The sequence below is a fragment of the Parazoarcus communis genome, assembly GCF_003111665.1.
Lineage (GTDB): Bacteria > Pseudomonadota > Gammaproteobacteria > Burkholderiales > Rhodocyclaceae > Parazoarcus > Parazoarcus communis_B.
Genome location: NZ_CP022188.1, coordinates 3546980 through 3567823, shown reverse-complemented (window position 1 = coordinate 3567823; position 20844 = coordinate 3546980). Strand labels below are relative to the sequence as shown.

17 protein-coding genes are annotated in these 20844 nt (G+C 63.5%); 16 read left to right on the top strand and 1 reads right to left on the bottom strand.

What is annotated here, in order from left to right; all coding sequences use genetic code 11:
* Positions 1-62: 62 nt before the first annotated feature.
* Positions 63-1403, bottom strand: a complete 1341-nt coding sequence (locus tag CEW87_RS16290; RefSeq protein WP_108974675.1) for a Rieske 2Fe-2S domain-containing protein — start codon at positions 1401-1403, stop codon at positions 63-65.
* A 478-nt stretch (positions 1404-1881) separates the two neighbouring features.
* On the opposite strand from CEW87_RS16290, the gene CEW87_RS16285 reads away from it, so the two are divergent.
* From CEW87_RS16285 to CEW87_RS16210, 16 genes are all read left to right on the top strand, one after another.
* Positions 1882-2670: a cyclase family protein gene (locus CEW87_RS16285; RefSeq protein ID WP_108974673.1), complete on the top strand. Its 789-nt coding sequence runs from the start codon at positions 1882-1884 to the stop codon at positions 2668-2670.
* 142 nt (positions 2671-2812) lie between these two features.
* Complete coding sequence (locus CEW87_RS22490) at positions 2813-3163, top strand: hypothetical protein (RefSeq protein WP_159098196.1); 351 nt, start codon at positions 2813-2815, stop codon at positions 3161-3163.
* Complete coding sequence (locus CEW87_RS16275; protein WP_108974669.1) at positions 3156-5390, top strand: indolepyruvate ferredoxin oxidoreductase subunit alpha; 2235 nt, start codon at positions 3156-3158, stop codon at positions 5388-5390. The genes CEW87_RS22490 and CEW87_RS16275 overlap by 8 nt, the downstream gene beginning before the upstream one ends.
* 14 nt (positions 5391-5404) lie before the next feature.
* On the top strand, positions 5405-7018 hold the full coding sequence (locus tag CEW87_RS16270; protein ID WP_108974667.1) for an indolepyruvate oxidoreductase subunit beta family protein: 1614 nt from the start codon (positions 5405-5407) through the stop codon (positions 7016-7018).
* 45 nt (positions 7019-7063) lie between these two features.
* On the top strand, positions 7064-8041 hold the full coding sequence (locus CEW87_RS16265; protein WP_108974665.1) for a PDR/VanB family oxidoreductase: 978 nt from the start codon (positions 7064-7066) through the stop codon (positions 8039-8041).
* 15 nt (positions 8042-8056) lie between these two features.
* Entirely contained in the window at positions 8057-9382 is a 1326-nt protein-coding gene (locus tag CEW87_RS16260; RefSeq protein ID WP_108974663.1) for an aromatic ring-hydroxylating dioxygenase subunit alpha, read from the top strand.
* A 193-nt stretch (positions 9383-9575) separates the two neighbouring features.
* Complete coding sequence (locus tag CEW87_RS16255; RefSeq protein ID WP_108974662.1) at positions 9576-10058, top strand: aromatic-ring-hydroxylating dioxygenase subunit beta; 483 nt, start codon at positions 9576-9578, stop codon at positions 10056-10058.
* 13 nt (positions 10059-10071) lie between these two features.
* A complete protein-coding gene (locus CEW87_RS16250) occupies positions 10072-11706 on the top strand; it encodes an AMP-binding protein (protein WP_108974660.1) in 1635 nt (544 codons plus the stop codon).
* Entirely contained in the window at positions 11703-12890 is a 1188-nt protein-coding gene (locus CEW87_RS16245; RefSeq protein ID WP_234421555.1) for a thiolase family protein, read from the top strand. Before CEW87_RS16250 ends, CEW87_RS16245 begins: the two co-directional genes overlap by 4 nt.
* Positions 12887-14128, top strand: coding sequence for an SDR family NAD(P)-dependent oxidoreductase (locus CEW87_RS16240; RefSeq protein WP_108974658.1), 1242 nt, complete (start codon positions 12887-12889; stop codon positions 14126-14128). Before CEW87_RS16245 ends, CEW87_RS16240 begins: the two co-directional genes overlap by 4 nt.
* A 28-nt stretch (positions 14129-14156) precedes the next feature.
* A complete protein-coding gene (locus CEW87_RS16235; RefSeq protein WP_108974656.1) occupies positions 14157-14942 on the top strand; it encodes a cyclase family protein in 786 nt (261 codons plus the stop codon).
* A 10-nt stretch (positions 14943-14952) separates the two neighbouring features.
* Positions 14953-15681, top strand: coding sequence for an SDR family NAD(P)-dependent oxidoreductase (locus CEW87_RS16230; protein ID WP_108974655.1), 729 nt, complete (start codon positions 14953-14955; stop codon positions 15679-15681).
* A gap of 61 nt (positions 15682-15742) precedes the next feature.
* Positions 15743-16894 carry an ABC transporter substrate-binding protein gene (locus CEW87_RS16225; protein WP_108974653.1) on the top strand — a complete coding sequence of 384 codons (1152 nt, stop codon included), beginning with the start codon at positions 15743-15745 and terminating at the stop codon, positions 16892-16894.
* A gap of 268 nt (positions 16895-17162) precedes the next feature.
* Complete coding sequence (locus CEW87_RS16220) at positions 17163-18200, top strand: branched-chain amino acid ABC transporter permease (protein WP_108974651.1); 1038 nt, start codon at positions 17163-17165, stop codon at positions 18198-18200.
* Between the two features lie 71 nt (positions 18201-18271).
* Complete coding sequence (locus CEW87_RS16215) at positions 18272-20047, top strand: ABC transporter permease subunit (RefSeq protein WP_108977276.1); 1776 nt, start codon at positions 18272-18274, stop codon at positions 20045-20047.
* A gap of 11 nt (positions 20048-20058) precedes the next feature.
* Positions 20059-20832: an ABC transporter ATP-binding protein gene (locus tag CEW87_RS16210; RefSeq protein ID WP_199917037.1), complete on the top strand. Its 774-nt coding sequence runs from the start codon at positions 20059-20061 to the stop codon at positions 20830-20832.
* Positions 20833-20844 lie beyond the last annotated feature (12 nt).

Genomic DNA, 20844 nt, shown 5'->3' with positions numbered 1-20844 from the left:
ACTGTCACGGGGAAGAATTCTTGAAATGATGTCGATGCGCTTCAGGCGCATCGACCAGGGAATCAGTCTTCGATCTGTTCGACGAAGTAGCCGGGCGGCTTGCCTGCGGCCGTGTCCTTGAAGCGGATGCTGTGCGTCTTCACCGATCCCGCCACACCCTTGCCCGGCTTCGCGATACCACGGTTCCAGCGCGAGGCCAGCTTGCGCCACGTGATCGGCGAGATGTCCGTCGCCACCAGTTGCTCGTCATCCCAGCCCGTGCCGTCGGCGTAGAAGCTCTGCATCGCTTCGCGTGCATACAGGTCGCAGTCGTTGAAGCCGTGCAGACACAGCGGCTTGTACACCCGGTCGAACTTGTACTTGAAGTCTTCCCGGTCCTTCTCCGTCGGGCACACCTTCACCAGCACTTCCCAGTATTCGTGCAGGTCGTCGGTGATCGGCACATACCATTCGTATTGCACAATGTGCTCGCCCGGCCAGTTCTCCACCATCAGCACACCGGGCAGCACCACCGAGGTGCGGTAGGCACGTCCATTAACGCCCTTCACTTCCAGGCCCAGCGACTTGTTCTCCAGCACCGGCGCCCACTTGTCGGTGAACAGCCACTGCATCATGCCCTTGGGGCCTTGCTCATCTTCGACCACGGTGATGCAGTCGTCGCTCGTGGGCAGAATCCCCAGCGGCAGCACCCATTCCATCGCGTGCACGATGGTGTTGTCCTTGTGCACCAGGATGTGCGCGTTGTCGAAGCCGTTCTCGCACGCGATGCGCCAGTTGCCGTACCCGGTGCGGTGCATGCCGTGACCTACCGCGTCTGCGTCGAGCAGGCTCGGCGCGGCCGGCCACAGCGGGTGCGGGAAACGTTCGCTGTTCTCGGGGAAGCGGAACGGCAGATCCTGCGATAGCGGCGGCACGTCTTCATCGGCAAAGTCGTCCTCACGCACGAACACGAACACCATCCCCGCCACTTCCTCGGTCGGGTAGCTCGTCAGCCCCGTCGTGCCCACCAGCTTGTCGTCCGGGTTGGCCACGATGGTCGAGAGCTTGCCGTCCTTCAGGTCGAAGGTGAAACCGTGATACCAGCACGAGATCGTCTTCTTGTTGAAGCACATCGGCTTCTCCGACAATCTCACCCCGCGGTGCAGACACTGGTCCTTGAGCGCATACACCTTGCCATCCACACGACGCAGCACGATCGGGATCCCGCAGATCTGGATGCCCTTCACTTCGTCCTCGCCCAGCTCCTTGCTGAACACCGCCGGATACCAGTGGTTGATGAAGCCCCACGCCGCATCCTTGTACGGCTGGTACTGGCTCTGCGTCTTCTGTCCATTGACCCGCGCTTCGCTGATCCCGCTCGCCGCCTTCACTACCCGCCGACGCACTACCGGTTCGTCTGCCATTGACTTGCTCCCTGTCCAAATGCGCCTAGCGCAACTCATCGCCTGCGCCACCGGTCACCCCGGCAACGCTTCCATGAGCCACATCCTAGGCACCACACCCACACCACGCGCTCCATTGCGGACACGCCTTATCCCGTCAGCGCAGAAAACGAAAACCGACCAGTGCAGTCCAGCGTGGGCCGGGGTTCATCCGTCGAGGGCACCGAATAGCGCACACGGGAGAGGAGTTGCGCTGTTCCGTGCCGTGACTCTTACGCTGTGCGCCCGTTTGGGAGTGCACTTCTCCTCTCGCTCTTCCCGGCCTTGTGACGCCCTTACAGCGCCTGCGTTACAGGACGAAAATCCTCTGGTCGCCGGTCGGGTCGTCTGTGCATGCGCAAACCGGATAGCCGAATGCGCTTTTCGGATTTCGGTCGGGCCCGCCAACGTCCATCCTTTTGTGGTCGCATCCCCCCAAATTTTCCATCAGGAGCTCCAGATGACAACGAACAGCACCCTGGCCCGGTTTGCCGGGGATTTGCTCAGCGGACGGATTCGCGTGGTCGATCTCACCCAGACCCTGGCGCCCGAGTTTCCCGCCCTGCAGTTGCCGCCCCAGTTCAACCAGCCGTGGCCGTTCAAGATCGAGGAAATCTCGCACTACGACGAACGTGGCCCGGCGTGGTACTGGAACAACTTCTCGTGCTCGGAACACACCGGCACCCACTTCGATGCACCGGCTCACTGGATCTCCGGCAAGGACTACGAACAGAACACGGTCGATACGATTCCTGCCGAGCACTTCATGGCCCAGGCCTGCGTGATCGACTGCAGCAAGGAAGTTGCCGAAAACCCCGATTTTGTCCTGACCATCGAGTTTCTTGAGGCATGGGAAGCGAAGCATGGCCGGATCCCGGAACACAACTGGGTTCTGCTTCGCACCGACTGGTCGAAGCGCGAAATGCCTGATGCCTATGTAAACATGAAGGAAGATGGCGCCCACACCCCCGGGCCGGCAGAAGGCACCGTCAAGTGGCTGATCGAAGCGCGCAATGTCGTGGGCTTCGGTGTCGAATCGATCAATACGGATGCAGGCCAGTCGTACGCATGGGACACCCCTTACCCGTGCCACTACTTCATGCATGGCAACAACCGCTACGGCCTGCAGTGCCTGACAAACCTCGACCAGTTGCCGCCCCAGGGTGCATTGATCCTCGCTGCACCGCTGAAGATCCGCAACGGTTCCGGCAGCCCTCTACGGGTCCTGGCCCTCGTCGAACCCAACTGATCCCTGCCCCGGATGCCTGCAGCCGGGAATAGTGTCACTCCCGGCCCATCGTTCGGTTGATCGCCCGGCACATTTGATGTGACCGGGCGCTTTTTTGCCCCATTCCGGTGCATGAAAAGAGCCGAATTGCTGCACCTGCAGCATGGATCAAACCGAATGCCAAGCGCGGAAAGGCTTTCATGTCAGCACCTTTATGGTGCATTGCCGCACCAAGTTGTTTTTCGTATCGCACTGTTTTTTCATGGTATTTTCCAACTTCCATGAAATTTCATCATTTCCATTGACAAAGGAAATGTTCATTCCTAAAGTAGTTACCAGCAACGTGATTCCTGCATCCACGATATTGCGCGGCAACATCGCTGCGCCCGTGAATCCGGGAGATCCGAGGAGAAAGATCATGGCCTGCCCCAAACAGAGAAATGCAGCAAAGACCGCACTGAAGTGCGGCAACACCATTCACTCAGCCCATCGCCGCGAGGTGCAGCATGGCTGAGCGTTCCTTCAAGAAGGAAGTACAGCAACTGCGCATCCCCGCGGGCGAAGAGTTTCGCGGCGAAGGGATTCTCGCCATCACCAAGGGTTTGTTGCAGGCGGGTGTCGGCTATGTCGGCGGCTACCAGGGCTCGCCGATCTCGCATCTGATGGATGTGCTGGCTGACGCCAACGAGATCCTCGAAGAGCTCGACGTCCATTTCGAGACCAGCGCCTCCGAAGCCACCGCAGCTGCAATGCTTGCGGCCTCGGTGATGTACCCGATCCGTGGCGCGGTGACCTGGAAGTCTACTGTCGGCACCAACGTCGCCTCTGACGCACTTGCCAACCTCGCCTCCGGCGGCGTGACCGGCGGCGCACTGATCATCATCGGCGAAGACTACGGCGAAGGCTCCTCGATCATGCAGGAACGCTCGCACGCGTTCGCGATGAAGTCGCAGATGTGGCTGCTCGACCCGCGCCCCAACCTCGAATCCATCGTCAAGTCGGTGGAAGACGGTTTCGAGCTGTCCGAGGCCAGCAACACCCCGGTCATGCTGCAGGTCCGTATCCGCTCCTGCCACGTACATGGCCGCTTCATCACCAAGGAAAACAAGCGTCCGCGCTACACGTTGAAGCAGGCGCTGGAAAACCCGGTGCGCGACACCACTCGCATCGTGCTGCCGCCTGCCTCCTTCGGCCACGAGCACGAGAAGATCCAGCAGCGCTGGCCAGCCGCAGTGAAGTTCATCCGCGACAACAAACTCAACGAGTTCTTTGACGGTGACTTCAACGAGATCGGCCTGATCCTGCAGGGCGGCCTGTACAACGGTGTGATGCGCGCGCTGCAACTGCTTGGCCTGGCTGACAGTTTCGGCAACAGCCGGATTCCGATGTACGTCATGAACGTGACCTACCCGGTCATCGACGAAGAGGTCATCCAGTTCTGCGAAGGCCGACGCGCCGTGTTGCTGCTGGAAGAAGGCCAGCCCGATTACATCGAGCAGAACCTGCATTCCATTCTGCGCAAGGCTGGCGTCTCCACCCATCTGTCGGGCAAGGATGTGCTGCCGATGGCGGGTGAGTACACCACGGCGGCGATGAAGACCGGTATCGAGGCCTTTCTCAAGGCCCACCAGCCCGACGCCCTTGCGACTCACGTTGCGGTTGCAGCCGACGCGGCTGGCGAGGCCTCACTGGCAGCCGACCTCGAAGCGCTGACCGCAGCATCCACGACACCCGCCCCACGTCCGGCTGCGGTGCCGATGACCTTTCATCCGAAGGTAAAGGATCTGGCTGAAGTGGTGCCGGCGCGACCCGCGGGTTTCTGTACCGGCTGCCCCGAGCGCCCGATCTTTGCCGCGATGAAGCTCGCCGAGGCAGACCTCGGCCAGCATCACGTCTCGTGCGATATCGGCTGCCATCTTTTCTCCATCCTGCCGCCGTTCAACTTGGGCGCAACCACGATGGGTTACGGCCTTGGCGCAGCGTCGAGCTCGGCCTTCAACACCAAAACCGGCAAGCGTTCGATTTCGGTGATGGGCGATGGCGGCTTCTGGCACAACGGTCTGACCTCGGGCATCGGCAACGCGGTGTTCAACAAGAACGACGGCGTGATCGTCATCGTCGATAACTACTACTCGTCCGCAACCGGCGGCCAGGACATTCTGTCGTCCCGTGCCGAGAACGCAGATCGCGCCACCAAGAACCCGATCGAGAATGCCATCCGTGGCGCTGGCGTGAAGTGGATCCGCACCATCGACCGCACCTACGACGTGGCCAAAATGCGCGACACGCTCGAGGAAGCACTCACGACGACCACTGACGGCCCCAAGGTCATCATTGCCCAGTCCGAATGCATGCTGAACAAGCAGCGCCGGATCAAGCCCCTGTTCAACAAGGCGGTCAAGGAAGGCAAGCGCATGGTGAAGGAGCGTTTCGGCGTCGATCCCGATGTATGCACCGGCGACCATGCCTGTATCCGGCTCTCGGGCTGCCCCTCGCTGTCGGTCAAGGACAGTGGTGACCCACTGAAGGAAGACCCCGTGGCGCATGTCGACAACAGCTGTGTTGGCTGCGGAAACTGCGGTGAGGTGGCTGAAGCGGCGGTGCTGTGCCCGTCCTTCTATCGCGCAGACATCATCCACAACCCGACCGGCACCGACCGCTTTCTCGGCAAGCTCCGTTCAGCCGTGATCGGCTTCCTGCAACGCCGCCGTGCGGCCCGCCAGACGCGCTTCGCGCTGTGAGGAAAGAGACAGACATGACCGTAGCCAAGACAAACATCGTTCTTCACCCCGGCACCCCGATCAAGATCGCCATCCTCGCCATGGGCGGCCAGGGCGGCGGCGTGCTCGCCGACTGGATCGTCGAGATGGCCGAGAATGCCGGCTGGTGGGCACAGACCACCTCGGTTCCGGGCGTAGCCCAGCGCACCGGCGCCACCATCTATTACCTTGAGTTGATCCCCGAAAGCACGGCCCACTCGGCTGGCACGCCCCCCACGCTGGCGATGATGCCGACACCCGGCGACCTCGACCTCGTGGTCGCAGCCGAGCTGATGGAAGCCGGTCGCGCCATGCAACGTGGCCTGGTGACACCCGACCGCACCACCCTGATCACCTCAAGCCACCGCAGCTATGCCGTCGGTGAGAAGGCTGCGCTCGGCAACGGCATTGCCGACCCCAACAAGGTGATCGACGCCGGTCGCGAATCGGCAAAGCGCCTGATGTGCTTCGACCTGCAGGAAATGGCAGAGAAGGCCGGCAGCGTCATCTCCGCCAGCCTCTTTGGCGCCATCGCCGGCTCAGGCGCCCTGCCCTTTGCACGCGAAGCCTTCGAGGAAACGGTGCGCCACGGCGGCAAGGGCGTCGAGGCCAGCCTGCGCGCTTTCGCGCTCGGTTTCGATGCGGCACAGAAGGCGCCCTCAACACCGGCTGCGATCGATACCTCGCGCCCCGCACCCGACGTACCCGATCGCGCTGCGAACCCGGAAGTGCAAGCCCTGCTGTCCAAAGTGAAAGCTGGCTTCCCGGCCGAAACGCACGGCATGCTGGTTGCCGGCCTGCGCCGCCTGATCGACTATCAGGACATCGCCTATGCCACCGAGTATCTGCAGAAATGCACCGAACTGCATGCGCTCGATGCACGCCACGGCGGCGAAGCGCAGGACTGGGCCCTGACGAACGCTGCAGCCCATCGGCTTGCAGTCGCCATGAGCTACGACGACGTGATCCGCGTAGCCGACCTCAAGACCCGCGGCAGCCGCTTCGAACGCGTGCGCCAGGAGGTGGGCGCCAAGTCCGATCAACTGGTCTACACCACCGAGTACATGCATCCGCGTCTGGAAGAGATCTGCGGCACCCTGCCCACCGGGCTCGGGCGCTGGCTGGAGCAATCCAGGGGCTTCGGCGGTTTCGTCAAGCGCCGCATGGAAAAGGGCCGCCGTGTGAAGACGGGTACGCTGACCTGGTTCCTGGCCCTTTATGCGGTGTCCGGCATGCGCCGGTTCCGCCGCAGCCTGCTGCGCCATCAGATCGAAACCACACAGATCAAGGAATGGCTCGACCGCGTGGTGCGCCTCGCTGGCAATGGCAACTATGCGCTTGCGGTCGAGGTGCTGCACTGCCGCCGCATCGTCAAGGGCTACAGTGGTACACACGACCGTGGTGACAAGCGCTTCGCCAGCCTCATGAAGGCAGCAGACCAGCTTGCCGGAAGCACCGATGCCGCAGCCACGCTGCAGAAGCTGCTGAAGGCCGCAATGGCTGACGAGGAAGGCCGCCAGCTCGACACACAACTCGGCCTGCTGATCGGGGCCGGAGGAAGCACCACGACACAAGCTGCCAACGCAATGTTCAGCCGCCAGGCAGCCTGATCCGCGACAGACGGAAAGAACGGGACGAGAGAGGACGACACGCACATGCAAGAAATGGAACTCACCATCAGCGACATCCGGGTTGAAACCCCGCTGGTCCGCAGCCTTGGCCTGAGGGCACCGGACGGGAGCCCCCTCCCTCCGTTTGCCCCCGGGGCTCACTTGCAGGTAAGGATTCCCGGCCTTGCAGATGCGCGTTGTTACTCGCTCGTCACCTTCGCACCCGAAGCGGGCTGTTTTGATGCCCCGCAAGCCTACCGCCTCGGCGTTCGCCTCGAAGCCGAAAGCAGCGGTGGCTCCCGCTTCATGCATGACCTCAGCGTTGGTGACACGCTCACCGTGACCGGACCGAAAAACGACTTCCCCCTGCACGCAGCCGAAGCAGACGAAACCGAAACAGTCCTCATCGCGGGCGGCATTGGCATCACCCCGATTGCAGCCATGGCGAGCGCACTGCAGGCAGCAGGCCGCCCCTGGTCGATGCACTACAGCGGACGCAGCCTCGATCAACTTGCATTCAAGGACGAACTCACCGCCCTTGCCGGCCCTGCGCTGCATCTGCATGCCGACGACGACGCAGTGAGCCGACTCGACATCGGTGCACTCCTAGACGGCCTGTCGACCACGCAGCACCTCTACGTGTGTGGCCCGAAGGGCATGATCGACGCGGTCATCGAAGGCGCCAAGAAACGCGGCTGGCCCGCCTGCCATGTCCATTTCGAGCTATTCACTTCCGCAGCCCCTTTGGCCGGCGACCAGCCCTTCGAGGTCGAACTGAGCCAGAGCGGACAAGTGCTCACCGTTCCGGCGGACAAGACCATCGTCGAAGTCATGGAAGAAGCCGGCTGCGATCCGATGTATGACTGCAAGCGCGGCGAATGCGGCGTGTGCACTGCCACGGTGCTCGAGGGCGAACCCGACCATCGCGACTACTTCCTGTCCGACGCCGAAAAGGCGGGCGGAAAACTGATCCAGATCTGCATCTCGCGGGCGAAGTCGCCCCGCCTGGTGCTCGATCTCTGACCTGAGGGCACTGCAATGAGCACCGCAACCAGCAAATACCGCGGCAACCCCGACGCCATCAATGCACTCGTGCGCGACACCGAAGTGCACAAGGACGCCTACATCGACCAGGAAGTCTTCGAACTGGAGATGGAACACCTGTTCGCCAACACCTGGGTTTATGTCGGCCATGCCAGCCAGGTGCCGAACAAGGGCGACTACTACACCACCACCGTCGGCACCGAAGACGTGGTCATGGTCCGTCACAGCGACAACAGCGTGCGCGTGCTCTACAACCGCTGCCCGCACAAGGGCGTGAAAGTTGCCGGCGAAGTCTGCGGCAACACCGGAAAGTTTTTCCGCTGCCCCTACCACGCCTGGACCTTCAAGACCGATGGCAGCCTGCTCGCCATCCCCCTGAAAAAGGGTTACGAGAACACCGGCTTTGAATCCTGCGAAGCCAGCCACGGCATGGCGCCGGTGCCCAATGTTCATGTGTACCGCGACTTCGTGTTCTGCCGCCTGAACCCCGGCGGTCCCAGCTTCGAAGAATTCTTCGGCGAGTCGCTGTCGACGCTCGACAACATGGTCGACCGCTCGCCCGAAGGCAAACTCGAAGTTGCGGGTGGCGTGCTGCGTTACATGCACAACTGCAACTGGAAGATGCTGGTCGACAACCAGACCGACACCTGCCATCCGATGGTCGCGCACGAATCCTCCGCCGGCACCGCAGTGAAGGTCTGGAATGAAGCCCCCGAAGGCACCCCCAAGCCCATGGCGGTGGAGCAGTTCGCCCCCTTCATGTCGCCGTACGAGTTCTTCGAGGGCATGGGCATCCGCGTGTGGGAGAACGGTCACGGTCACACCGGCGTCTCGAACTCCATCCACGCCGCCTACTCGCCGGTTCCCGGCTACTGGGAGCAGATGGTCGCCGCCTACGGTGAAGAGCGGGCCAAGCAGATCCTTGGCGACACCCGCCACAACACGGTGTATTTCCCCAACATCATGGTCAAGGGCCCAATCCAGACCCTGCGCCTGTTCAAGCCCATCGCCGCGGACAAGACCCTGGTCGAATCCTGGACCTTCCGTCTCGTCGGCGCGCCCGACCTGTTGCTTGAGCGCACCACGATGTACAACCGCCTGATCAACGCCCCCACCTCGGTGGTCGGCCACGACGATCTGGAAATGTACGAACGCGCCCAGCAAGGCCTGCACTCTCGTGGTCGCGACTGGATCAACATCGCCCGCCTCTACGACCCTGCGGAGAAAGCGCAGAAGAACGTCGTCACCAACGGCACCAACGAGATGCAGATGCGGCAACAGATGCGCGCATGGGCCCAGTTCATGACGGAAAGCATGTAAGGACAAAAAGGAACAGATGCCACCGAGGCCAAGGGATGAATGGGATGTTTGCGGCGCAGGGCGAGGACTGTCCGAGCCCGAAGGGCGAGTTCCGCAGCCCTGCAGAGCAAATGTCCCGTTCAGCCCGACCGGCGGCACGAACCTTTGACCAGCATCGGCGAACTGCCAGCAACACCCGAACAAGGATCAAGCCATGACTGCCATCACCGAAAAAAACCTCATCGACTTCGTCTATGCCGAAGCCCGCATGCTCGACGAACAGCGCTTCGAAGACTGGCTCACCCTGTTCACCGAAGACGCCTACTACTGGATGCCGCTCGCGCACGACCAGCAAGACCCCAAACTTCATACCTCGCTCATGTATGAAGACAAACTCCTGCTCCGCGTCCGCATCGAGCGCCTCTCCGGCCAGCGCACCTTCTCACAACAACCCAAAAGCCGCTCGCACCACCTGCTCCAGGCGCCCACCGTCGAATCGTCCGACGCAAGCACCGGCGAACACGTCGTCCGCACCGCCTTTCTCTACACCGAAACCCGGCTCGACGCCCAGACCACCTACGCCGGCTGGAGCACCCATCACCTCGTTGAAGTCGAAGGCAATCTCAGGATTCGCCTCAAACGCGTCGATCTGGTGAACTGCGATGCCGCCTTCGGCAATATTCAACTCTTCATGTAAGCGGGAGCACGATTTGGCCAACACCGTCCATCAAGCCTTCGCCCTCGCCGCCGCGCGCTGGGCAAAGCTCCCCTTCCTCTGCATCCTGCCCGAAACGGCCGACATCTACGGCATCAACGCCGGCGAACTGCGTTACGCCGAAGCCGCCGAACGCATCGAAACCCTGCGCTCAGCCTACGCCGCAGCCGGTTACGGCCACGGTCACCGCATCGGCATCCTGCTCGAGAACCGCCCGTCCTTCTTTCTGCACTGGTTCGCGCTCAACGGGCTCGGTGTATCGGTCGTGCCGATCAACCCGGACATGCGCGCGGCCGAGCTCGAATACCTCATCGGCCACTCCGAGATCGCGCTTGCCATCGCCCTGCCCCAGCGCCACGCCGATCTGCTCGCAGCCGCAGACCGTGCCGGCCGCCCCTTCCAGGTCATGGGCGAACGCGATACGCCGCCCGAGGCCGCCTTCCCCGCCCCGCAGGCTGACACCGAGCCGCATGAACTCAGCGAATGTGCCCTGCTTTACACCTCAGGCACAACGGGCCGCCCCAAGGGCTGCATCCTGCCCAACCGCTACTTCCTGCATGCAGGCAACTGGTACGCCAACATCGGCGGACTCGCCGCCCTGCAGCCCGGTAAGGAACGCATGATCACGCCGCTGCCGCTGGTGCACATGAATGCCATGGCCTACTCGGCAATGGCCATGATCATGACCGGCGGCTGCCTGATTCCGCTCGATCGCTTCCACCCCCGCAGCTGGTGGGCCAGCGTGCGCGAATCCCGCGCCACCGTTGTTCACTACCTTGGCGTCATGCCCGCCATGCTGATCAAGGCTGAAGCCAGCCCGGCTGACCGCGACCACGCTGTGCGCTTCGGCTTCGGCGCCGGTGTCGATCGCACCCTGCACGGAGTCTTCGAAGAACGCTTCGGCTTCCCCTTGCTCGAAGCCTGGGCCATGACCGAAACCGGCGCAGGCGCGGTCATCATCGCCAACAAGGAACCGCGCCACATCGGCAGTTCCTGCTTCGGCAAGGAAGAAGCCGACGTGCAAGTCCGCCTCGTCACCGACGATGGTCGCGAAGCGGGCGTCGAAGAACAGGGTGAGTTGCTCGTGCGCCACGCTGGCGACGATCCCCGCTACGGCTTTCTGGCCGGCTACCTCAAGGACGAGGCTGCCACCGACGAAGCCTGGGCAGGCGGCTGGTTTCACACCGGCGACATCGTCCGCCGCGACGCAGACGGCTACCTGCACTTCGTCGATCGCAAGAAGAACGTGATCCGCCGCAGCGGCGAAAACATCGCCGCCGTCGAAGTGGAAAGCGTTCTGCAGCAGCACGCACTCGTCAAATCGGTCGCCGTCGCAGCCGTACCCGATCCGGTGCGCGGTGACGAAGTGATGGCACTGGTTGTGGCCGAAAACGCGCCGGCCGATCGTGCAGCCATGGAATTCGCTGCAGCCGAGCTGGTGAACTGGGCCCTGTCGCAACTCGCCTACTACAAGGCACCGGGCTACGTCGCCTTCGTCGATGCCTTGCCGCTGACCACCACCAACAAGATCCAGCGCGGCGAACTCAAGGCGCTCGCCCCGACCCTGGTTGAGCACACGAGCTGCGTGAACACCTGCGCGATGAAGAAACGGCAGGGAGATCACAAGTGAGCGCGCCCTCCCGCACCCGACTCGGCTACGAGGGCGTGGTTGCCGTGATGCCGGCGACCATCCCCTACGTCCGCTACTCCACGCACAGCGCGCACTGGTGGCTGGGGCGCGCACTCGGCGAACTGATTCGCGGCGCCGGCATCGCCAAGGCCGACGTTGACGGCGTGTGCGTGTCCAGCTTCACCCTCGGCCCGGACACCGCAGTCGGCCTGATGCAGCATCTGGGCATGAGCCCGCGCTGGCTCGACCACATCCCGATGGGGGGCGCCTCCGGTGTCATCGCGCTGCGCCGTGCCGCCCGTGCGGTACAGGCCGGTGACGCCGAAGTGATCGCCTGTATTGCCGGCGACACCAACCAGGTGGACTCCTTCCGCAACACGGTCAGCCAGTTCTCCCGCTTCGCCCAGGACGCGGTCTATCCGTATGGCGCGGGCGGCCCCAATGCCAGCTTTGCGCTGCTGACCGATTACTACATGAAGCACTACGGCGCCACGCGCGAAGACTTTGGCAAGCTCTGCGTCGCCCAGCGCGACAACGCGCTGAAGAACCCGCATGCGCTGATGAAGAAGCCGCTGACCCTTGCGCAGTACATCGACGCCCGCCCGATCACCGACCCGATCCACCTCTTCGACTGCGTCATGCCCTGCGCCGGCGCCGAAGGCTACCTGGTGATGACCGAGGACCGCGCAAAGGCACTCAAGCTGCCCTTCGTGCGCATCCGCTCCACTATCGAACGCCACAACGCCTTCCCCGAAGACCCGATCCAGTTTCGTGGCGGCTGGGCGATGGACAAGGACGCGCTGTACGAACACGCAGGCGCAGCGCCGGAAGATGTCGACTTCCTCGAGACCTACGACGATTACCCGGTGATCAACATGATGCAGTTCGAGGATCTCGGATTCTGTGCCAAAGGCGAGGCCGCCGCCTTCGTGCGCGAGCACAGCTTCACCATCGACGGCGATTTTCCCTTCAACACCTCGGGCGGCCAGCTCTCGGTGGGGCAGGCCGGCGCGGCGGGCGGTTACCTTGGCTTTGTACAGGCCCTGCGCCAGCTCACCGGCAGCGCCGGAAAAACCCAGGTGGAAGGTGCGAAGCTCGGGCTGGTGTCGGGATTCGGCATGATCAACTACGACCGCGGGCTGTGTTCCGGCGCAGCCCTGCTCGAGCGAGGACAGGCCGAATGACCGCGCCACTCATCAAACCGAAAAAGAAGAACCCGGTCGAACGCACCCGTCTGGCCACGCGCCCGCCCGCGGCACGCAGCCGCAGCGCGCAAGGCCTCACGCGGGCCGCTGCCGAAGGCAGTTTCGAACTGCAAGTGTGTGCCGAGTGCAACACGGTTCAGTACCCGGCGCGCGAGGTCTGCGGCAACTGTCTGTCAGAGCACTTGCAGTGGAAGCCGGTGGACAATCGGGGGCAACTGATCGCCACCACCACGCTGCGTCACAGCAACGACCTGTATTTTCGCGAGCGCCTGCCGTGGCGCGTCGGCACGGTGAAGATGGCCGCCGGTCCGGTCGTGGTCGCCCACGTCCATGAAGACTGTGTCGCCGACGGCCCCGTGCGTCTCACGCTCAAGCTCGACCGCAGCGGTCAGGCCGTACTCCATGCGCTTCCTGAAAAGGACACTCCGAACATGAACGATGCCCCGCAGATGCGCGAATCGACCTGCGATCCGAAGTTTCGCCGCGTGCTCGTCACTGACGGCAAATCGGCCATGGGTCTGGCGGTCGCAAAGGCCATGCTCGATGCCGGCGCCAACGCGGTCTTCCTCGGCGACCCGACGAGCTGGAAAGCAAATGCGGCCTTCGACAAGCTCGCCACCGATCCGCGTGTGCAGGTGGTCGAGATCGACGTCACGGACACCGACTCGGTCGACCGCCTGGCTGCCTCGATCGGCGGCAAGGTCGAGATCCTGGTGAATACCGCGTCCTACCTGCGCGACGGCGGCATCCTCGGGCGCAAGGATGTGATCCTGGCCCGCGATGCAATGGAGGTAAACGTGCTCGGCCTGATGCGCCTCGCCCAGGCCTTCGGCCCCGGCATGTGTTTCCGCGCCGCAGACGGCACCAACAACGCCGTGGCCTGGGTCAACATCCTCTCCATTCATGCTTTCGCAGCGCTACCCTCGCGTGGTGCATGGTCGGCCTCGATGGCCGCGGCGCTGTCGGCAGCGCAGACGCTGCGCGCCGAGCTGAGCGGTGCCGGAGTGCGCGTGCTCAACGTTTTTCCCGGCCCGATCGACGAAGAATGGGAGCAGCTCACCCCCCCGCCCAAGCTCGCCCCGGCTGCCATTGCCAAGGCTATCGTCAAGGGCCTGCAGGACGGCATCGAAGATGCGTACGTTGGCGATATCGCGGAAGAAATTCGCGATCGCCTGCGTGAGAACCACAAGGCCGTCGAACGCGAACTCGGCCAGTAAGCGCCCCAGCCCCCAAGGAGCACACAGAATGAGCAACCCCATCCTCGCCCAGTTCATGAACGAGTTGCTGAGCGGCCGGCTGAAACTGGTCGATCTCACGCAGACGCTCGCGCCCGAATTTCCCACCATCGTATTGCCGCCCGAGTTCGGTCAGGCCTGGCCGTTCCGGATCGAAGAGATTTCGCGTTACGACGAGCGTGGTCCGGCCTGGTACTGGAACAACTTCTCCATGTCCGAGCACACCGGCACCCACTTTGATGCGCCCGCGCACTGGGTCAGCGGCAAGGATCAGCCCGACAACACGGTTGACTCGATCCCGGCCGAGAACTTCATCGCCACCGCCTGCGTGATCGACGTCTCGGCCGAGAGCGCCGAGAACCCGGACTTTCTCCTGACCATTGACTACGTCAAGGCCTGGGAAGAAAAGCATGGCCGCATTCCCGAGCGCGCCTGGGTGCTGCTTCGCACCGACTGGTCCAAGCGCACCACGCCCAAGGAGTATCTCAACATGGCTGAAGATGGTGCGCATTCGCCCGGCCCCGACGCCGAAGTGGTGCCATGGCTCATCCGGGAACGAAACGTGCATGGCTTTGGTACCGAATCTGTCGGCACCGACGCCGGCCAGGCCCATCACCTCAACCCGCCCTATCCCTGCCACTACTACATGCACGGCAATAACCGCTACGGGCTGCAATGCCTCACCAACCTCGACCAGCTCCCGCCACAGGGCACGCTGATTTTTGCCGCCCCGCTCAAGATCCGTAACGGTTCCGGCAGCCCGCTGCGGGTGCTGGCACTGGCACCAAGCGCGTGAGGGCCGGATCATGAACGAAGACAGGATCGCAGTCGTCACTGGTGGCAGTGCAGGCATTGGCGCCGACATCTGCAAACGCATGCTCGATGACGGCTACCAGGTCGTGTCGATGGCGCGTCGCGCACCAGAATGGACGCACCCGCGCCTCACCACGGTGCAGGTCGATCTGCTCGACGCCACTGCCACCGAGCAGGCTGCGCAGGAGATTGCAGCGAACTACCCGGTCAGCCACTTCATCCACAACGCCGGCGTGATCTGGCCCAAGCTGTTGGGCGAGGTCAAACTCGATGAGTTGCAGGGTCTCACCCAGATCCATCTGGGCGCCGCCATCAGCCTGATGCAGGCGGTGCTGCCCGGCATGGAAGCACGCAAGTTCGGTCGCGTGGTACTGATGTCCTCACGCGGCGCGCTCGGACTGCCGACGCGTACCGCCTACTCCGCAACCAAGGCCGGCATGATCGGCATGGCCCGTACCTGGGCGCTGGAACTGGCACCGAAGGGCATCACCGTCAATGTCGTCGCACCGGGCCCGATCCAGACCGACATGTACTACGCGGTCATCGAAGCCGGCAGTGAGCGTGACAAGGCACTGGCGGCCAGCATTCCGGTTCGTCGCGTTGGCCGCGCAGACGATGTCACCCGTGCGGTGATGTTCTTTGCCGACCCGGAAAACAGTTTCGTTACCGGGCAGACGCTGTATGTCTGCGGCGGTGCAAGTGTAGGAAGCATCACCATCTGAACCACGCAGCATTCAAATAATCCTTCATCCGCAGTACGCCCCATCCACGGAGAAAACCGCCATGATGTTGAAGAAAATCCCCGCTGCCATCGCACTTGCAAGCCTTGCTACCTTTGCCGGCAGCGCGCTCGCACAGGTCAAGGTCGGCGTCATTTCGTCCGCTACCGGCCCGACCGCACTCGTCGGCATCCCGCAGAAGAACAGCGTGCCGCTGCTGCCGACCAAGGTGGGTGACCTTACCGTCGAATACATCGCGCTCGACGACGCGTCCGACTCCACCGCTTCTGTGACCGCAGTCAAGAAGCTGCTGAGCGAAGAGAAGGTCGACGCCATCATCGGACCCTCGGGCTCGCCCAACGCCATGGGCGCGATTCAGTTCGTCGCCGAAGCCGGCGTTCCGATGCTGGCTCCTGTGGGCACGGCTGCCGTTGTGCTGCCGATGACCGAGCAGAAGAAGTGGGTGTTCAAGACCACCCAGAACGACGACATCATCGCCAAGGCACTGACCGAGCACATGGTCAAGGCCGGCGTGAAGACCCTGGGCCTGATCGGCACCGCAGATCCTTACGGCGAGAACTGGGCCAAGGTCATGGGCGGCCTCGCCGAAGCCAACGGCATCAAGATCGTCGCCAGCGAGAAGTTCCAGCGCTCCGACAGCTCGGTTACCGGCCAGGCGCTGAAGCTCATTGGCGCCAAGCCCGACGCCGTGCTCGTCACTGCCCCGGGCGGCCCCTCGGTGCTGCCGCAAACCACCCTGTTCGACATGGGCTACAAGGGCCAGATGTACCAGACTCACGGTGCCGCGCTGCCCGACTTCCTCAAGCTCGGTGGCAAGAAGGTCGAAGGCACCATCCTCGCTGCGAGCCTGATGCTGGTGCTGCCCGAGATCGCCGACAGCAACCCGTCGAAGAAAGTCGCTGCCGACTACATCGCCGCATACGAGAAGATGCATGGCAACAAGCCGGCCACCTTCGGCGCCAACGTCTACGACGCCGGTCTGCTGCTGAAGCAGGCAATTCCGCTCGCCGCACTCAAGGGCAAGCCGGGTACGCCCGAGTTCCGTTCCGCACTGCGTGACGCGCTGGAGCAGACCAAGGAACTGGTCGGCACCCAGGGCGTGTACAACATGAGCCCCGCCGATCACAGCGGCTTCGACGATCGCGGCCGGGTGATGATCACGGTGAAGGAAGGCAACTGGACCCTGCTCAAGTAAGCCAAACGCCCCAGCAACATTCTTGACAGGCCGCACGTCTCCGGACGTCGCGGCAAAGAGGCAGAGTGGCCACCATGTGGTGGTCTCAAAGCCCTGAGATCCCGGACCAGCCGGGCGGCTGCAGGTTGATCCCTGCGTCGCCCGTGTGTCGGGTGGAATCGCTCATCCTGCGTTTCCAGCCACACCGGGATACATGGCGCCAAACGCGCTGCCCTGCCGAACGTCATGCCTCGAAGCACGGCGGCGGCCCCCGACATCAGGACGCATCATGAATTTGCAGATCGCAATGTTCCTCGGGCAGGACGGGGTGACCAATGGCGCAATCTATGCGCTGCTGGCGCTATCCATCCTGCTGGTATTCACGGTGACCCGTGTGCTCTTCATTCCGCAGGGCGAGTTCGTCGCCTTTGGCGCACTGACCATGGCCGCGATCCAAGCCGGTCAGGCGACAGCAGTCGTCTGGCTGCTGGCCGGCATGGCGGTGGTCGAAGCGACGCTGGATATCCTGCACCGCCTCCGCAGTCAGGGGCGATTCAGTATCGACATCCTCGGCTTTCTCAAGCTCGCCTACCCATTCGCGCTCGCGCTGGTGCTTTACCAGCTGCCACTGGCAACGCTGCCAATGGCGATTCAGGCCGTGCTGACCTTCGCGCTCATCGTACCCCTCGGCCCGCTGTTCTATCGCCTGTTCTATCAACCGGTCGCCAATGCGCCAGTGCTCGTGCTGCTGATCGTGTCGATCGCGGTCCATGTGGCGATGGTGGGCATCGGCCTGCTGATCTTCGGACCGAGCGGTGCCAAGACGCTCCCCTTCTCCGATGCAAGCTTCCCGCTTGGCCCGATCACGCTCAACAGCCAGACGCTGTGGGTGATTGCCGCCTCGCTTGCCCTGATCATTGCGCTCTATCAGTTCTTTGAGCGCACCATCTACGGCAAGGCCCTGCGTGCCACCGCCATCAACCGCGCCGGCGCCCGCCTGATGGGGATCTCCCCGGTCTTCGCCGGCAAGGCGAGCTTCTTTCTCGCCGCCTTCATTGGCACGCTGTCCGGCATCCTGATCGCACCGATCACCACCATCTACTACGACTCGGGCTTTCTCATCAGTCTCAAGGGCTTCATCGGCTCGATCATCGGTGGGCTGGTGAGCTACCCGGTGGCCGCGCTTGGCGCACTGCTGGTCGGGATGATTGAAGCCTTTTCAGCTTTCTGGGCCAGCACCTACAAGGAAGTCATCGTGTTCACACTGATCATCCCCTTCCTGCTGTGGCGCTCACTGACCGTCCGTCACGTGGAGGAAGAAGAATGACCGCCCGTCTCCCAATCGAGCCGCAGGCACCCGCGAACGCGAGTACCTCCGCCTTCCTGTCCCCGCGCGTGATGCTGGTCGCCTTCCTCGGCATCCTGCTCGTGGCGCCGCTGGTGCTGTCGCCGTTCTACGTCACGCTGCTCAACTACATCGGCCTGTACGCGATGGTCGCGCTCGGGTTGGTGCTGCTCACCGGCGTGGGCGGGCTTACCAGCTTCGGTCAGGCGGCCTTCGTCGGCCTCGGCGCCTACACCACCGGCGTGCTCACCACCGCCACCGACCTGCCGGGCTGGCTGTCGTGGCTGGGCGGCTCGCCGTGGCTGGCGCTCGTGGTCGGGCTGGTGTTCACTGCGACTGTGGCCATCGTGCTCGGCTCGCTCACGCTGAAACTCTCCGGCCACTTCCTGCCGCTGGGCACGATCGCGTGGGGCATCTCGCTGTATTTCCTGTTCGGCACCATGGAGACGCTCGGTGGCCACACCGGCCTCACCGGCATCCCGCCGATCTCGATCTTCGGCTGGGAGCTTGATCAGGGTGAGGAGATCTTCTACCTGATCTGGGCCTTCCTGCTGTCGGCCGTGCTCACCACGCAGAACCTGCTCGACTCGCGCGAAGGCCGTGCGATCCGCGCCTTGAAGGGCGGCATGGTGATGGCCGAGGCGATGGGGGTGAACACCTCGCGCTCGCGCATGATCATCTTCGTCATCGCCGCGCTGCACGCCTGCGCCTCGGGCTGGCTGTATGCGCACATGCAGCGCTTCGTGAACCCGACCCCGTTCGGGCTGCACATCGGTATCGAGTATCTGTTCATGGCCGTGGTCGGCGGTGCCGGTCACGTGTGGGGTGCGCTCGTCGGTGCGGGCGTGATCACCATCCTCAAGCAGTGGCTGCAGGATCTGCTGCCGCGCATCCTCGGCACTAGCGGCAACTTCGAGGTGATCGTGTTCGGCCTGATGATGGTGCTCGTGCTGCAGCGTGCCCGCGACGGCCTGTGGCCCATCCTCACCCGCTTCGTGCCGGTGAAGGCGAAGCAGAAAACCATCGACCCCAGTGCCGTCGCCCTGCCACGGCGCACCCTGCCCAAGGTGGGCGAGCGCATCCTCGAAGCCAAGGCGGTGACGCGAAAGTTTGGCGGTCTGGTGGCCAACAACAACATGAGCCTGGAGGTGCGCGCGGGCGAGATCCTCGCGCTCATCGGCCCCAACGGCGCGGGCAAGAGCACGATGTTCAACCAGATCTCGGGCGTCGATACCCCGACCTCGGGCGAGGTGCTGTTCATGGGCAAGCCGGTGGCCGGCCACGACTCGCGCGAGATCGCCCGCATGGGCATGAGCCGCACCTTCCAGCATGTGAAGCTGCTGCCGACCATGACCGTGCTCGAGAACGTCGCCATCGGCGGCCACCTCCGCGGCGACAAGGGGGTGATCAGCTCGGCCTGGCGCATGGACCGCGAAGAAGAAGCGCGCCTGCTGGCCGAAGCCGCGCGCCAGATCGAACGCGTGGGCCTGGCCGAACACATGTTCGACGAAGCCGGCAGCCTCGCGCTGGGCCAGCAACGCATCATGGAGATCGCCCGCGCGCTGTGCTCCGACCCCTGCCTGCTGCTGCTCGACGAACCGGCCGCCGGCCTGCGCTTCAAGGAGAAGCAGGCGCTCGGCGAGCTGCTCAAGAAGCTGAAAGCCGAAGGCATGGCCACGCTGCTGGTCGAACACGACATGGACTTCGTCATGGGCCTGGTCGACCGGGTGGTGGTGATGGAGTTTGGCGAGAAGATCGCCGAAGGCCTGCCCGAAGACGTGCAGAAAGACCCCGCAGTGCTCGAAGCCTATCTGGGTGGGGTGGAGTGATGGGGAACGAAATGAACACAAACGCCGCCAACACCCCGAAGAACAAGGTGCTCGAGATCCAGGACCTGTGCGTGTCCTACGGCAAGGTCGAGGCGCTCTCCAACGCCAACCTGGTGGTGGGCGAAGGCCAGATCGTGACCGTGATCGGCCCCAACGGCGCGGGCAAGACGACGATGCTGTCGGCCATCATGGGCGTGCTCGGCTCCAGGGGCCAGGTGCAGTTTGACGGCAGCATCGAGTCGGTGCCCGAAGTCGAGCGCATGGTCGCGCGCGGCATGAACCTGGTGCCCGAGAAGCGCGAGCTCTTCGGCGAGATGACGGTGGAAGACAACCTCACGCTGGGCGCCTTCCAGCGCTACCGCATGGGGCACCGCGATCAGGCCAAGACAATGGAAGAGGTCTACACCCTGTTCCCGCGCCTGAAAGAGCGCCGCGGCCAGCTTGCTGGCACGCTCTCGGGCGGCGAGCGCCAGATGCTGGCGGTGGGCCGCGCGCTGATGGCCAAGCCCAAACTGCTGATGCTCGACGAACCCAGCCTCGGGCTCGCGCCGCTGATCGTGCGCGAGATCTTTCGCATCATCGCCGAGCTGCGCAAGCGCGGGGTGTCGATCCTGCTGGTGGAGCAGAACGCACGCGCCGCGCTGCAGGTGGCCGACTACGCCTACGTGCTCGAGACTGGCGCGATCGCCATGGAAGGGCCGGCCGTGCAGCTGCGCGACGACCCGCGCGTGATCGAGGCCTACCTCGGACTCGGCGGCAAGCATCAGGAGATGCTGGCCACCTGAGCGCAGCGGAAC

What these genes read in the sequence shown, in the direction of transcription:
- CEW87_RS16290 (WP_108974675.1), bottom strand. Translation starts at nt 1,403, where the DNA reads ATGGCAGACGAACCGGTAGTGCGTCGGCGGGTAGTGAAGGCGGCGAGC.
- CEW87_RS16285 (WP_108974673.1), top strand. Translation starts at nt 1,882, where the DNA reads ATGACAACGAACAGCACCCTGGCCCGGTTTGCCGGGGATTTGCTCAGC.
- CEW87_RS22490 (WP_159098196.1), top strand. Translation starts at nt 2,813, where the DNA reads ATGGATCAAACCGAATGCCAAGCGCGGAAAGGCTTTCATGTCAGCACC.
- CEW87_RS16275 (WP_108974669.1), top strand. Translation starts at nt 3,156, where the DNA reads ATGGCTGAGCGTTCCTTCAAGAAGGAAGTACAGCAACTGCGCATCCCC.
- CEW87_RS16270 (WP_108974667.1), top strand. Translation starts at nt 5,405, where the DNA reads ATGACCGTAGCCAAGACAAACATCGTTCTTCACCCCGGCACCCCGATC.
- CEW87_RS16265 (WP_108974665.1), top strand. Translation starts at nt 7,064, where the DNA reads ATGCAAGAAATGGAACTCACCATCAGCGACATCCGGGTTGAAACCCCG.
- CEW87_RS16260 (WP_108974663.1), top strand. Translation starts at nt 8,057, where the DNA reads ATGAGCACCGCAACCAGCAAATACCGCGGCAACCCCGACGCCATCAAT.
- CEW87_RS16255 (WP_108974662.1), top strand. Translation starts at nt 9,576, where the DNA reads ATGACTGCCATCACCGAAAAAAACCTCATCGACTTCGTCTATGCCGAA.
- CEW87_RS16240 (WP_108974658.1), top strand. Translation starts at nt 12,887, where the DNA reads ATGACCGCGCCACTCATCAAACCGAAAAAGAAGAACCCGGTCGAACGC.
- CEW87_RS16235 (WP_108974656.1), top strand. Translation starts at nt 14,157, where the DNA reads ATGAGCAACCCCATCCTCGCCCAGTTCATGAACGAGTTGCTGAGCGGC.
- CEW87_RS16230 (WP_108974655.1), top strand. Translation starts at nt 14,953, where the DNA reads ATGAACGAAGACAGGATCGCAGTCGTCACTGGTGGCAGTGCAGGCATT.
- CEW87_RS16225 (WP_108974653.1), top strand. Translation starts at nt 15,743, where the DNA reads ATGATGTTGAAGAAAATCCCCGCTGCCATCGCACTTGCAAGCCTTGCT.
- CEW87_RS16220 (WP_108974651.1), top strand. Translation starts at nt 17,163, where the DNA reads ATGAATTTGCAGATCGCAATGTTCCTCGGGCAGGACGGGGTGACCAAT.
- CEW87_RS16215 (WP_108977276.1), top strand. Translation starts at nt 18,272, where the DNA reads ATGCTGGTCGCCTTCCTCGGCATCCTGCTCGTGGCGCCGCTGGTGCTG.
- CEW87_RS16210 (WP_199917037.1), top strand. Translation starts at nt 20,059, where the DNA reads ATGAACACAAACGCCGCCAACACCCCGAAGAACAAGGTGCTCGAGATC.